This is a genomic window from Bradyrhizobium lablabi (genome assembly GCF_018131005.1).
GTDB classification, from domain to species: Bacteria; Pseudomonadota; Alphaproteobacteria; order Rhizobiales; family Xanthobacteraceae; genus Bradyrhizobium; species Bradyrhizobium lablabi_D.
This window is the reverse complement of sequence record NZ_JAFCJK010000023.1, coordinates 21,284-33,658: the sequence shown is the minus strand read 5'-3', so window position 1 is coordinate 33,658 and position 12,375 is coordinate 21,284. Positions and strand designations below refer to the sequence as shown.

Annotated in this window: 11 protein-coding genes; 5 read left to right on the top strand and 6 right to left on the bottom strand. The window is 63.9% G+C overall.

Translation table 11 applies throughout. The annotated features are described in order from the left end of the window. Window positions 1-520: 520 nt before the first annotated feature. Both crcB and JQ553_RS33735 read right to left on the bottom strand, forming a co-directional pair. A complete protein-coding gene (gene crcB, locus JQ553_RS33740; RefSeq protein ID WP_212504395.1) occupies window positions 521-910 on the bottom strand; it encodes a fluoride efflux transporter CrcB in 390 nt (129 codons plus the stop codon). A gap of 101 nt (window positions 911-1,011) precedes the next feature. Continuing rightward, the gene (locus JQ553_RS33735; RefSeq protein ID WP_212504394.1) at window positions 1,012-1,611 is read right to left on the bottom strand and encodes a superoxide dismutase; all 600 of its coding nucleotides are present in this window, start codon (window positions 1,609-1,611) and stop codon (window positions 1,012-1,014) included. A gap of 122 nt (window positions 1,612-1,733) precedes the next feature. Here JQ553_RS33735 and JQ553_RS33730 point away from each other — a divergent pair, with 122 nt between their 5' ends. From JQ553_RS33730 to JQ553_RS33720, 3 genes are all read left to right on the top strand, one after another. Beyond that, window positions 1,734-2,264, top strand: coding sequence for a GNAT family N-acetyltransferase (locus JQ553_RS33730; protein ID WP_212504393.1), 531 nt, complete (start codon window positions 1,734-1,736; stop codon window positions 2,262-2,264). A 199-nt stretch (window positions 2,265-2,463) separates the two neighbouring features. Next, entirely contained in the window at window positions 2,464-3,846 is a 1,383-nt protein-coding gene (locus JQ553_RS33725) for an MATE family efflux transporter (RefSeq protein ID WP_212504392.1), read from the top strand. 308 nt (window positions 3,847-4,154) lie between these two features. Continuing rightward, window positions 4,155-4,598 carry a DUF2147 domain-containing protein gene (locus tag JQ553_RS33720; RefSeq protein ID WP_212504391.1) on the top strand — a complete coding sequence of 148 codons (444 nt, stop codon included), beginning with the start codon at window positions 4,155-4,157 and terminating at the stop codon, window positions 4,596-4,598. A 293-nt stretch (window positions 4,599-4,891) separates the two neighbouring features. On the opposite strand, the gene JQ553_RS33715 is transcribed toward JQ553_RS33720, so the two are convergent. The 3 genes from JQ553_RS33715 to JQ553_RS33705 form a co-directional block, all read right to left on the bottom strand. Beyond that, window positions 4,892-6,043: a DUF3095 domain-containing protein gene (locus tag JQ553_RS33715; RefSeq protein ID WP_212504390.1), complete on the bottom strand. Its 1,152-nt coding sequence runs from the start codon at window positions 6,041-6,043 to the stop codon at window positions 4,892-4,894. A gap of 256 nt (window positions 6,044-6,299) precedes the next feature. Next, complete coding sequence (htpG, locus tag JQ553_RS33710; protein WP_212504389.1) at window positions 6,300-8,168, bottom strand: molecular chaperone HtpG; 1,869 nt, start codon at window positions 8,166-8,168, stop codon at window positions 6,300-6,302. A gap of 117 nt (window positions 8,169-8,285) precedes the next feature. Continuing rightward, on the bottom strand, window positions 8,286-9,098 hold the full coding sequence (locus JQ553_RS33705) for an MBL fold metallo-hydrolase (RefSeq protein WP_212504388.1): 813 nt from the start codon (window positions 9,096-9,098) through the stop codon (window positions 8,286-8,288). Window positions 9,099-9,291: 193 nt separating this feature from the next. Here JQ553_RS33705 and JQ553_RS33700 point away from each other — a divergent pair, with 193 nt between their 5' ends. Next, window positions 9,292-10,446: an OpgC domain-containing protein gene (locus tag JQ553_RS33700; protein ID WP_212504387.1), complete on the top strand. Its 1,155-nt coding sequence runs from the start codon at window positions 9,292-9,294 to the stop codon at window positions 10,444-10,446. Window positions 10,447-10,496: 50 nt separating this feature from the next. Here JQ553_RS33700 and cobD read toward each other — a convergent pair whose 3' ends face one another. Next, on the bottom strand, window positions 10,497-11,486 hold the full coding sequence (gene cobD, locus JQ553_RS33695) for a threonine-phosphate decarboxylase CobD (protein ID WP_212504386.1): 990 nt from the start codon (window positions 11,484-11,486) through the stop codon (window positions 10,497-10,499). Window positions 11,487-11,579: 93 nt separating this feature from the next. On the opposite strand from cobD, the gene JQ553_RS33690 reads away from it, so the two are divergent. Further along, on the top strand, window positions 11,580-12,374 hold the full coding sequence (locus JQ553_RS33690) for an ABC transporter substrate-binding protein (protein WP_212504385.1): 795 nt from the start codon (window positions 11,580-11,582) through the stop codon (window positions 12,372-12,374). Window position 12,375: the final 1 nt, after the last annotated feature.

The window sequence follows — 12,375 nt, the reverse complement described above, 5'->3', positions numbered from 1 at the left end:
GCAACAAAAAGCACCGGGGGTAGGACCACAGGTGTAACCGGAAACAACCCGGCTTTCCCTGCGCGATGGTTTTACGGCTTACTTCGCGCTCTCCTCGGTGAGACCGGGCTTTGTTGCCACCGTCGCCCCAGAGAAGCGTGAGCTTCTGAAGGACTTAACACCAGCCACTGGGGCGTCAGGACCACACGACTTCGCCGTCCGCCTCGGCACATTCGCCTCGTGTGCCGCCGCGTCCACCGCATCTCAACCCAACACCCGTGACGATCGCGACGCGCCCCTCAATCGGGTGAGACGGGCGGATTAAACGACTGATTTGGGTGAAACGCGAAGCGGAATGTTTTTTCGGCAAGGACTGGACATCGAGAGTCGCATTGATCCGTCACGTGAAATTCGATCTTGCGAGCGCAGTCGAAGGGGGGGTTAGCCGAAGGCGTAACCCACCAGCGCAATCCTCCTCCACCGAAGGCCGTTGGCGTGACGGTGGTGGTTACGCCTTGCTAATCCATCCTACATTTTGAACTCACGTGAGGTGCCTGACGACCGCCAATCCCGCGAACAATCCCGTGATCGAGAGGATCACCGAGCCCATCACGTAGAACGCTGCGGGCGCGAGCTCGCCGCGCTCGTAGAGCAGCGCGGCATCGAGCGAGAAGGCGGAGAATGTGGTGTAGCCGCCGAGGATTCCCGTCATCACGAACAGCCGCCAGGGCTGCGAGGCTTCGCCCTTCAAAGCAAGGTAGCCGGCAATCAGGCCCATCACGGTCGAGCCCGTGATGTTGATGATGAAGGTGCCGTAGGGAAACCCGGTTCCGATGCAGCGCGCGCAGGCAATGTTGATCAGATGACGCAGCGTCGCGCCGAGTCCGCCGCCGAAGAAGACAAGAAGATAGCTTGCCGCGTTGCCCACCATTGCCCCCGCTGGTGTGAGAAGCGTCAGACGCCCTACCTAAAATTCACCCTCCCCGGAGGGGGAGGGTGAAGAGGTCGAGCGCGAAGCGACGGTCAATGCGATCAGCCGGCCTTGCCGAACATCTCGTCGACATGGTCCCAGTTGACGAGATTCTCGACGAACGCCTTCAGGTAATCCGGGCGGCGATTGCGGTAGTCGATGTAGTAGGAGTGCTCCCAGACATCGCAGCCGAGGATCGGGATCGCGCCGTGCACCAGCGGGTTTTCGCCGTTCGGGGTCTTGGAGATTTCGAGCTTGCCGCCCTTGACCTGGAGCCAGCACCAGCCTGAGCCGAACTGGCCGACGCCGGCGGCGGCGAAATCGGTCTTGAACTTCTCGAAGCCGCCGAGGTCCTCGTTGATCTTCTTCTCGAGGCGGCCGGGCAGCTTGCTGCCGCCGCCGTTCGGCTTCATCCATTTCCAGAAGTGAATGTGGTTGTAGTGCTGCCCGGCATTGTTGAAGACGGCCGCGTTCTTGCCGAACGAGCCCTTGACGATCTCCTCGAGGGACTTGCCTTCGAATTCGGTCCCCTTGATCGCGTTGTTGCCGTTCGTGACGTAGGCCTGATGATGCTTGTCGTGGTGAAACTCCAGCGTTTCCTTGGACATGTAGGGCGCAAGGGCGTCATGGGCGTAGGGCAGATCGGGTAGCGTGAAGGTCATGGGGTGATGTCCAACAGTGGTGGGAGACTACACTTAACGGGACCCCCTTATAGAAGGTTCCATCGCGCTTAAATACCGCATTTTCGGATCGTGTATGACCGATCGAGCATGGGGGCCGGGACATGAACATCGAGATCGACGTCCTCAATGGAGACGCATCATGGCCTCGGGCCAAACCGCTGCACCAGGCGGTCTGGGGTCGTCATATCGTCGAAAAATTGCCCTGGGCGCATATTGAATGGGCTCATCCGGACTTGCGCGTGCTGATCGACGCGCCCGACGACAGCGGCCTCGCCTGTCATGTCGGCGTGTATTTTCGAACCGTCACCTGGAACGGCCACAAGGTGCATATCGGCGGTATCGGCGGCGTTGCGACCCGCGAGGACTGCCGGCGGCGCGGCTATGCCAGCCTCGCCATCGACGCCGCGGTGCAGACCATGCGCGCCAATGAAGCGGTAAAGTTCGCGCTACTGTTCTGCGAGCCGCATAATTTCGCCTTCTACCAGGCGCGCGCCTGGCATCCCTTCACCGGCGGGGTCACATGCGAGCAATCTTCGGGGCCAATCCGCTTCGAGGCCATGGCGCCGTTCGTCTACGACATCGTGCGCGCTCCGCGCCAGGGCAGGATCGACCTATGCGGCCTGCCATGGTGACCCCTGCGCCGGCGCAGGTGGCCTATATCTGACGCGCCGCGTAGTATGTCGATCATCATTTATCGAAGTACGGTGACGTCGTGACATCAGACTGCAAGCCGCGAAGGAACTGCACCCACTCTCCCACTTGCGGGAGAGCCGAAGCGAGCTCGCGGACATGTCGGTTTAGTGAAGCCCCTGTCGCTTTGAGCAATGACGCATGACCATTGATGCCTCGATCGACATGCGTCGCTCCGCCGTGCCCGTTGCCGCGCCTGTCGACGATTTGCTGACCGCGCCAATCCTGCCCACGCTGCTCAGGCTTGCGATTCCGAATACCATCGCGATGTTCGGCAGCACGCTGGTCGCGGTGGCCGAGACCGCCTATATCGGTCGGCTTGGCACCGAGCCGCTCGCCGGGATCGCATTGGTGTTCCCGTTCGCGATGCTGACACAGATGATGTCGGCAGGCGCGATGGGCGGCGGCGTCTCTTCCGCGATCAGCCGCTCGCTCGGCGCCGGCGACCGCGACCGCGCCGCCGATCTGGCGCTGCATGCTGCGATGATCGGCGCCTGCGCCGGGCTGTTCTTCACCGCGATGATGCTGGGCTTCGGCCGCAACTTCTACGCATTGCTCGGCGGGCGCGGCGGCGTGCTGGAGCAATCGATGCATTATTCGCAGGTGCTGTTCTCCGGAGCGATCTCGATCTGGCTGGTCAACACGCTCGCCTCGGTGGTACGCGGCACCGGCGACATGCGCACGCCGTCGTTGACGCTGATCGCGGTCTCGATGGTTCAGGTCGCGATCGGCGGCGTGTTCGGCCTCGGGCTGTTCGGCGTGCCGAGCTTCGGCATGCGCGGCGTCGCGGCCGGCCAGCTTTCCGCATTCTCGCTGGGCGCGATCTTCCTTGCCTGGTATCTCGCGAGCGGCCGCAGCCGATTGAAGCTTGATTTCGCCGCCTTCCGCTTCCAGCGCGCCATGTTCGTCGACATCCTCAAGGTCGGCGCGATCTCCTGCCTGTCGCCGCTGCAGAGCGTGCTGACAATCCTGATCTTCACAAAAATCCTGGCGGGCTTCGGCACCGAGACGCTGGCCGGCTATGGCATGGGCTCGAGGCTGGAGTTTCTGCTGATCCCGATCGCGTTTGCGGTCGGCGTCGCCTCGGTGCCGATGGTCGGCATGGCGATCGGCGCGGGCCTTGTCACACGCGCGCGCCACGTGACATGGACCGCCGCCGCCGTCGCGGGCCTGATCGTCGGGCTCGTCGGCGCGGTGGTTGCGGTCAAGCCCGCGCTCTGGGTCTCGCTGTTCACCAACGATCCCGGCGTCACCGCCGCAGCGTATTCGTACTTCGCACTGGCCGGTCCGGCGTTCGGCTTCTTCGGCATCGGCGTCTGCCTTTACTTCTCGTCGCAAGGCGCGGCGAAGGTTGGCGGGCCCGTGCTCGCCGGGACGGTTCGGCTTCTCCTTGTCGCCATCGGCGGCTGGTGGCTCACGATCTCTGGCGCGCCGGCGTGGACGTTGTTCGCGCTGGTCGGAGGTGCGATGGTGGTGTTCGGCCTCACTACCGCGCTTACCATCAGGCTGACCCGGTGGAGCTAGGGCATGATCGGGAAAAGTGTGTAACGTTTTCCCTCGCGACAAACGCGAAGCGTCTGCGCGGAGATCATGCTCTCCGCAGTCTGCCGAAAAAGAGAACAGCGTTCCCGATCCGCGTGCAATGCGTTCGGTTCACAGATTCGGTTGTGTTCGCGGTCAAAGCGACTCATTTTCAGCCTGCCAGGTGTTTTGCGAGCGCGATCTTTTTTTCGAAAGCCCGCCCTTGCGGAATCACACCATGATCGCGCGAATATGAGATTGCAGGAATTAGCCGACTTGTTACGCAGGCCCCGCTTCTTGGGGAATGAGTCATGGCTTGCAGATTCGGATATGTGATCGCGATCGTTCTAGCGGCGCTCGCCGCACCTGCCGCGCACGCGCAAAGCGCGGCTGAGCCTACCGGCATTTGGCAGACCCAGGCCGGGGACGCCCACGTCAAGGTCAGCAAATGCGGCGGCGGCATCTGCGGCGTGGTCGTGAGCCTGCGCGAGCCGATCAATCCTGCGACCGGCAAGCCGCAGGTCGACAACAAGAATCCCAATCCGTCACTGGCCAACCGGCCGATCATCGGGCTGCGGCTGTTCTCCGGCATGCACGCCGTTGCCGCCAACAAATGGTCGGGGCAGATTTACAACGCCGACGACGGCGGCACCTATGCCAGCAGCATCACCGCGCCCGGCGACGGAACGCTGCGCGTCGAAGGCTGCGTCGGCGCACTCTGCGGCGGCGAGACCTGGACGCGGGTGGGACGGTAGGCATTGTCTCTTCTCCTTCTCCCCGCCCGCGGGGAGAAGGTCGGGATGAGGGGCTCTCTCTCCACGACACTAGAGCGCGATGAGATTAGGCCGACTCGTCATCGCGCTTCAGGTCCTTGTTTGAGCATGATCTCCGCGCAAGCGCTACGCGTTTGTCGCGAGGAAAACCGCTACGCACTTTTCCGGATCATGCTCTACTGAGCATCGAGCCCGCGAGAATCCCCTCACCCGCACTTCAAGCCACGCTTGAATCGCGACTCTCCTCGCGAGCGGGCTGTGGTCGAGAAAATTCGCTACCCCGTGCTTGCCTTCAGCGCGGTTGCCGCGGACGCGTAGCCGCCGCGGGCACCATCGATGAAATGCACATGGTCGCTGCGCATCACCGAGGGCGTGAAGCAGGTCATCATGGCGGCGTCCTGGCGATGCAGCCCGTAGCGAACGATGCCTTGTGAGGCCGCGGCCATAAGACGCTGCTCGAGTTCGGCCGCAAGCTCCGGCGTGCAATCCAGCACCATACGCAGCCCGTCGTCATATTTGCGGAAGTCGGAATTCTCGACGACCTGCCGCACATAGGTCTTCGGCACGAAGTTGCCGACCTTGATGCCGAAGCGCATCACGACATAGGCCCACAGCGTGAACACGAGCGCAATCGCGCGCCGCTTTGCGAGCGAGCCGCCGCGCGCGGCACGCGCCTCGTACTCGATCCCTTGCGGCGGCCAGCGCAGCGGCGGACCGGCGGAGGGCACCGGCCGCGCCCCATCGGGACTCCGCTCCACTCGCTCGATGATATCCTCGATCACCACGCGGAGCGCCGCGGGGTCAGCTCCTCGCGCCGGCATCACCAGCACCGACAGGATGACGCCGCGGGCGGATGGCATCTCCTCGAAGCGGCACGACAGCCCGGAGAGATCGGGCTGCGTGCCCGGCGGCGCCGGCTCGACGGCGAACTCGCCGCGTTTCATCGCCGCGTCCGCGAACGCCAGGCCGCCGCCGGAGAACATCGCGTAGGACAGATTGGCCGACGGCCCGAAGCGCGCGACGCGCACATCGGCGCCGGCGGCGCGGATCGCCGCGACCGGTATCAGCGCCACACGCATCATAAGCTCGAGATCGTCGCGAACCCAAGCCGCGGTCGCCGCCAGCGCTTCGCGGGCCCTGGCGAAATCGGACGGCGCGACCGCGAAGCTCGCGCCGTCACCGCCGAACACGAACGGGAATTCCCGGCCATCCAGCGCGTTGGTGATGGAGGCGATGACCGCGGCCCCGGCCACGTTGACCGCCTTGTAGCGCCGCGCGGCGATCGCCTTGGTCGATTCCACGATGTCGGCGACGCCGACGGTCCAGTCGCCGGGCAAGGGCGCGTACAGCGCCGGATCCATCAGGCTGGTAAAGCCGCGAAACACCGGAATGCCGCCGTAGAAGATCTCGCTGCCGTCAGTCGTCATGGTGCCGCCGAATTCGCCTTTGCGGAATGGTCTAGCAGATACGGATCAGTTTGGAATCGGGTTCTGGCGTAGCCCAGGAGCGAAGCGAAATCCGGGTTACAGACTTGTACCGTCATGCTGAGGAGGCCGCGACAGCGGCCGTCTCGAAGTACGACGGCCCCGGCTGCCCGAGCCGGGCCGTGCATCCTTCGAGGCTCGCTCTGCTCGCGCCTCAGGATGACGGGATAGGAGGGCCACGCGACAGGGATACGAGGCTCTACCCCCTCGCCAAACCCCGCAGCACGAGCTGGTTGACGCGGCTCGCGAACGCCGCGGGATCGTCGGGCATTTCGCCGTCGAGGATCTGGGCCTGCTCGAGCAGCAGGAACGACAGATCCTTTGCCTGTGTCTTGTCAGCCACGAGCGCGGCGACCAGCGGATGGCGCAAATTGATCTCGAGGATCGGCCTGGTGACCGCGCCGCGGCTCTGTTGCGCCAACAAGCGTTCAAGGGCGCGGTCCCGCGCGTCGCCGCCGGCGACGAGGCAGGACGCGCTCGAGGTCAGCCGCTGCGAGGCGCGAACGTCGGAGACGCGCTCGCCCAGCGCATCCTTGATCACGGCGATCGTCGTCGCAGCATCGGCTGTGGCCTCGTCCTTCTTGTCTTCAGCCTTGTCGTCGACAAGCGGGATCAGGCCGAAATCGATATCGCCTTGACTCAACGACTTGAGCGGCTTGCCGCCGAAATCGAGCGGCGCCGACGTCCAGAACGCATCGACCGGGTCGGTCAAGAGCAGCACCTCGATGCCGCGCGCGTGCGCCGATTCAAGCTTCGGGTTCGACTTCAGCCGCTCGATGCTGTCACCGACCAGATAGTAGATTTCGGTCTGGTTCGGCTTGAGGTCGTCGACATATTGCTTCAGCGAGCGCTTCTCGCCCGAGGTCGTGGTGAAGCGCGCCAGCGCCAGAAGCTTCTCACGCCGCTCAAAATCCTCCCACAGGCCCTCCTTGATGACGGGACCGAAGGCGTCCCAGATCTTGGTGAAGGTCTCCGGCTCCTTCTCGCCGAGCATCTCGAGTTCGCTGATCACGCGGGTGGTGACGGCCTTGCGAATCTGCGCGAGCTGCGGATTGTTCTGCAACATCTCGCGCGAGATGTTGAGCGGCAGGTCCTCGCTGTCGATCACGCCGCGGATGAAACGCAAATAGGCCGGCAGCAGATCGGCGTCGTCGGCGATGAAAACGCGGCGGACGTAGAGCTTTACCTTGCCCTTGCGCTCCACCTGGAACAGGTCGAACGGCTTTGTGGACGGCGCGAACAGCAGCACGGCGTAGGACTGCCGACCCTCGGCACGGTAATGCAGCGTCATCGCCGGTTCGTCGAAGGCGCCGGCGATCTGCCGATAGGCCTGCTTGTAGTCTTCCGGCGTCAGCTCGGATTTCGGCCGCTGCCACAGCGCGCTCGCCGAATTGATCTGGCGCGGCTCGCCCTCCTCCGGCACCAGCTCGATCGGAAACTGGATGTTGTCGGAATATTCGCGCACGATGCGCTCGATCTCGTAAGTCTCGAGATATTTGGCGGCGTCCTTTTTCAAATGCAGCACGATCTCGGTGCCGCGCGTCACGCGTTGGGCGGCCTCCTCGCTCGCCGGCGCGATCTCGAAGCCGCTGCCGCCTTCCGACGACCATGCCCACACCTCGTCAGCGCCGGCGCGGCGGCTCGTGACGACGATCTTCTCGGCGACCATGAAGGCCGCATAGAAGCCAACGCCGAACTGGCCGATCAGGTTGGCGCCGTCCTTGGCTCCGGTGAGCTTCGACAGGAACGACCTGGTGCCGGAGCGCGCGATGGTGCCGAGATTGTCGATCAGCTCCTGGCGGTCCATGCCGATGCCCGAGTCGATCACGGCGAGGGTGTTGGCCTTCTTGTCGGGCGCAATCCTGATCCTTGGCGGCGCGCCATCCGATATCAGCTCGGGCGCGGCGATCGCCTCGTAGCGCAGCTTGTCGCAGGCGTCCGATGCGTTAGAGATCAGCTCGCGCAGGAAGATGTCGGTCTCCGAATAGACCGAATGCACCATCAGGTGCAGCAATTCGGCGACTTCGGCCTGGAAGGGCTGGGACTCGGCGGCAGCAGTGGTGGTCATGAGCAACTCTGGCAAGCGTGGTGGCTGGAAAGCCCTGATATAGCGCGGCGGCGGCTCGTGACAAGATTTGCGGACGCTGCCGCGGCTCCGGGCCGGGCGGCGCGGGCGCCAGCGAGCTCATCCATGATCCGCGATCGCGGCGATGTAGCGCCGCACCGAACGGTCGAACGCCGCCCTGGCGCCGTCGGCGATATTCTTGCCCCACCAGGCGCCGTAGATGCGGTCGAAGGCGAGTGGCGCGACAGCGCGCGCAACCGCTTGCACCTTGGTCGCATTCAGCGGGATGTAATTCGGGAAGCTGTGCATGAAGCTGACCGAGCGGCGGTCCATCGCGACCATGGCGATGTCGCCGGTCAGGAGCGCCCCTCGCCCGTCCGCGCCGCTGCGCCAATGCAGCACGGTGGCGCCGGCGAAATGCCCGCCGGCGCGCACCAAGAGGATGTTGTCGGAGATGCGATGGCTGTCGCCCTGCCACGGCACGACGGACTGATATGGCCGCGTCACCCATTGCGCATCATCGCCGTGCAGATAAACCGGCGCATCGCCGAACGCCGCGCTCCAGTCGGCAACCGCGCCATAGAAATGCGGATGCGAGACCGCGATCGCCTTCAGTCCGCCGAGCGATCTGACATGCGCGATCGCCTCCGGCGTCGCCAGCGGCACGCAATCCCACATGACGACAGCATCGCCATCGGGCACAAGCAGCGCGCGTTGTCCGATCGCAAAGGATGGCTCCAGCCCAATGCCGGCAAGGCCGAGGTCGTCACGCCAGACCAGCTTGTGCCGCTGGGCGAGCTCGTCACGCGTCAGCCAGGTTTGGCCCTTCCAGTTCACAAACTGCCGCTCGTCCTCACAGATCGGGCAAGCAGGCGGCGGCGCAGCACTCTCGGAAAATTGTGCTCCGCATTGTTCGCAGGTCCAGAGGGGCATTGGCGGTCACCATCACTGACGATCCCGGAGAGCCGACCGCTCACAGGGTGCAACCATCACAGGCCAAGGCGTTTTATTGGCGCAGCGATGATTGGTCAAACTCGTGCTATGCAGATCAACTAGACTTGTTAGAGTAAGCTAACGCGCATCTTGCCAAATTGGAATTCGCAATACGCCGGAATGGGGCGAACCGATGCAGATCAGGGCCATCCTGCCGCCGCGCGGACGCGACTATCGACTCGATCTGCTGCGTGGCTTCGCCAACTGGGCGATCTATCTCGATCACATCCCCAACAACGCCGTGAACTGGATCACGCAGCGGAACTACGGATTCAGCGACGCGGCCGACCTCTTCGTCTTCATCTCCGGCTACACCGCCTCGTTCGTCTATGCGCGGATCATGCTGGAGCGTGGCTTCATCGTCGGCGGCACCCGCCTCGTCAAGCGCGCCTGGCAGATCTATGTCGCGCACGTCCTGCTGTTCGTGATCTACATCGCCGAGATCGGCTACCTCGCGCAGCGCTACCACGATCCGAACCTGGAGAACGAGTTCAACGTCGCCGGCTTCATGCACAATCCGGCCGAGACGCTCTATTACGGCCTCATCCTGGCCTTCAAACCGGTCAACATGGACGTGCTGCCGCTCTATATCGTGCTGATGCTGGTCTATCCCGTGGTGCTCTGGGCGATGTTGCGGCGTCCCAATCTGACGCTCGGCGCGTCATTGCTGCTCTATCTTGCGGCGCGCCAGTTCGGCTGGAACCTGCCGGCCTATCCGACCGGCTCGTGGTACTTCAATCCGTTCTGCTGGCAATTCATGTTCGTCCTCGGCGGATGGTTCGCGCTGGGCGGTGCTATCGAATCCATGCGCTTCATCCGCTCGCGCGCGTTCCTGGTGCTGGGCGGAGCCTATCTCTTGTTCGCGCTGGTCATGACGCTCGCCGGGCGCTTTCCCGAGCTCGCGCAATTGATGCCGGCCTGGCTCTATGACGCCTTCAATCCGAACGACAAGACCAACCTCGCGCCCTATCGCGTCGTTCACTTCATCGTCCTGGCCTTTTTCGTCACGCGCTTCCTGCGGCGCGATTGGGCCGGGCTCGCGTGGCCGATCGTCCAGCCCATGATCAAGTGCGGCCAGCAGTCGCTCGAGGTGTTCTGCTCCGGCGTCTTCCTCGCCGTCATTGCGCATCTGATTCTGGTCGAGGTTTCCGAAAGCATCTGGATGCAGATCCTGGTCAGCGCCGCGGGCATCGCGCTGATGACCGTGCTCGCCTACTACCGTTCGTGGTCGAAGAGGGTCGACAAGGCGCCCGCGAAGGCACCGGCCAGCACGACGCGGGCGGCGTAGATCAGGCAGGGCCGCGGCGCGGGCGCGCATCAAGCGCTCCTGCACGCGCGCTATTCGATCAACCGGAGTGCCGTTGCCAGGCGATCGAGTCCGTCATTTGAAGCAAGACCGAACCTCAGATATTCGCCTGACCAATCGAACCGGCGACACCAGACGTGGCGTCGTGCCAATTGAGCGTGAAGCGCCACCGCATCCGAACAGGCGGCGAGCCGAAACAGCGACGTTCCGCCGACAATCCGCAGGCCGGCGGCGACCAGCACGCGGTCGAGGTCCTGCGCCTTTCGAACAAGCTTTGCGCGCGTGTCGGCGGCCCATTGCTCGTCGCGCAGCGCGGCCGTGCCGATGTGAAGCGCGGGACCCGACACCGGCCAGGGTCCAACACTGGCCGCGATCCTCTCCACGATGTCGCGCCGGCCGACCGCAAAACCCAGCCGCACACCGGCCAGTCCATAGAACTTCCCGAACGAGCGCAGAATGACGGCCGGGCGCTCATCACTCATGCCCACCACACTGATCGCAGGGTCGACGTCAGCAAAGGCCTCGTCTACGATCAGCCAGCCGCCGCGCGAGTCCAGGCGCGCTGCAAGTTGCTCAAGCGAGTGGGAGCCGATGATACGGCCGTCCGGATTATTGGGATTGACGACGACGACATTTCTCGCGTGGGCAGGCACATCGGCGATATTGCTCACCGCGATTGTTTCGCGGCCCGCCCTTCTCCAGGCAGTTTCATGCTCGGCGTAGGTGGGCGCCAATATCGCGACCGGCCCCGGAGGAGCGAGGTGCGGAATCCACTGGATCAGCGTCTGCGTGCCGGCGGCGGCGGCAACGCAGGCGTTCCTGGGCACGGCATAGGCCTTCCGCGCGGCAAACATCGCGGCTTCCTGATCGGCAAGCGATGGAAGCCGGCACCAGACATTGGCGGGAAGCTCCTTCAATCCATCCCATGGCCACGGATTGATCCCGGTCGAAAGATCAAGCCAATCCGATGGGTCGCCGCCGTTGCGGGCAATCGCCTCCGTCAGGTCTCCGCCATGTTCCATGACGGCTTATTGCCATCATCCGCGGCGAAGCGCGAGAGGCCCGCGCAGCGATTTTCGAAGGCGCGCATTCCTATCTTTCTCGTATGCGGGCTCATGGCCGCGCAAGACTCGCATGCGGCGACGCTGCCTCGTATCGCGTCGATCAATCTGTGCACCGATCAACTGCTGCTGACCCTGGCCAATCCCGAGCAGATCCTTGGTCTCAGTCCGTATTCGCGGGATTCGCTGCGGTCCTGGAATTCGGACAAGGCCGAGGCCTTCCCAAAGCTTTCGGGCGAAGCCGAAGACGTTCTCCTGCTGCGGCCGGATGCCGTCGTTGCCGGCCGCTTTACCAAGCGCGCAACGCGGGAGCTTCTGAAGAACAAGGGCGTTCGCGTCGTCGAGTTCGATACCGCCCGCTCGCTTGATGGCGTCAAGAAGCAGATCCGTCAAATGGGCGCCCTGCTTCAGCAAGGCGAGCGTGCCGAGAGCGAAGTGCGGCGGCTCGATACGGCAATCGAGGCCGCCAGGGAGGCCATGACGCGCCGCCCCTATCGCGTCCTTGCCCTGTCGCGGCGCGGTTATGTTTCCGGGGGAGACAGTCTCACGAGTTCCTTGCTGGAGACCGTGGGCCTGAAGAACGCCGCCAGCGAACTCGGCTACAAACAGGGCGGCTTCGCCTCGCTGGAGGCAATCGTCAGCCTGAGGCCCGATTTCCTGCTAGTGTCCGACGGCGGCGATTTTGCCGAGGATGAGGGGAAGGCCTTCCTGCTGCATCCAGCCCTTGAACGCTTCTATCCGGCGTCCAGGCGGATCGTGATCCCGGAGAAGTTGACGGTGTGTGGCGGTCCCGTGCTGGCCGAGGCGTTGAAGCGCATGGTTTCCGAGTTCGATCGCGTGGCCAAATGAC

Bases quoted from the DNA above. Each gene is read 5' to 3' on its own strand.
- JQ553_RS33725 (WP_212504392.1), top strand. From the start codon at position 2,464: ATGACCATTGATGCCTCGATCGACATGCGTCGCTCCGCCGTGCCCGTT.
- JQ553_RS33700 (WP_212504387.1), top strand. From the start codon at position 9,292: ATGCAGATCAGGGCCATCCTGCCGCCGCGCGGACGCGACTATCGACTC.
- JQ553_RS33715 (WP_212504390.1), bottom strand. From the start codon at position 6,043: ATGACGACTGACGGCAGCGAGATCTTCTACGGCGGCATTCCGGTGTTT.
- cobD (WP_212504386.1), bottom strand. From the start codon at position 11,486: ATGGAACATGGCGGAGACCTGACGGAGGCGATTGCCCGCAACGGCGGC.
- JQ553_RS33690 (WP_212504385.1), top strand. From the start codon at position 11,580: ATGGCCGCGCAAGACTCGCATGCGGCGACGCTGCCTCGTATCGCGTCG.
- htpG (WP_212504389.1), bottom strand. From the start codon at position 8,168: ATGACCACCACTGCTGCCGCCGAGTCCCAGCCCTTCCAGGCCGAAGTC.
- JQ553_RS33730 (WP_212504393.1), top strand. From the start codon at position 1,734: ATGAACATCGAGATCGACGTCCTCAATGGAGACGCATCATGGCCTCGG.
- JQ553_RS33720 (WP_212504391.1), top strand. From the start codon at position 4,155: ATGGCTTGCAGATTCGGATATGTGATCGCGATCGTTCTAGCGGCGCTC.
- JQ553_RS33705 (WP_212504388.1), bottom strand. From the start codon at position 9,098: ATGCCCCTCTGGACCTGCGAACAATGCGGAGCACAATTTTCCGAGAGT.
- crcB (WP_212504395.1), bottom strand. From the start codon at position 910: ATGGTGGGCAACGCGGCAAGCTATCTTCTTGTCTTCTTCGGCGGCGGA.
- JQ553_RS33735 (WP_212504394.1), bottom strand. From the start codon at position 1,611: ATGACCTTCACGCTACCCGATCTGCCCTACGCCCATGACGCCCTTGCG.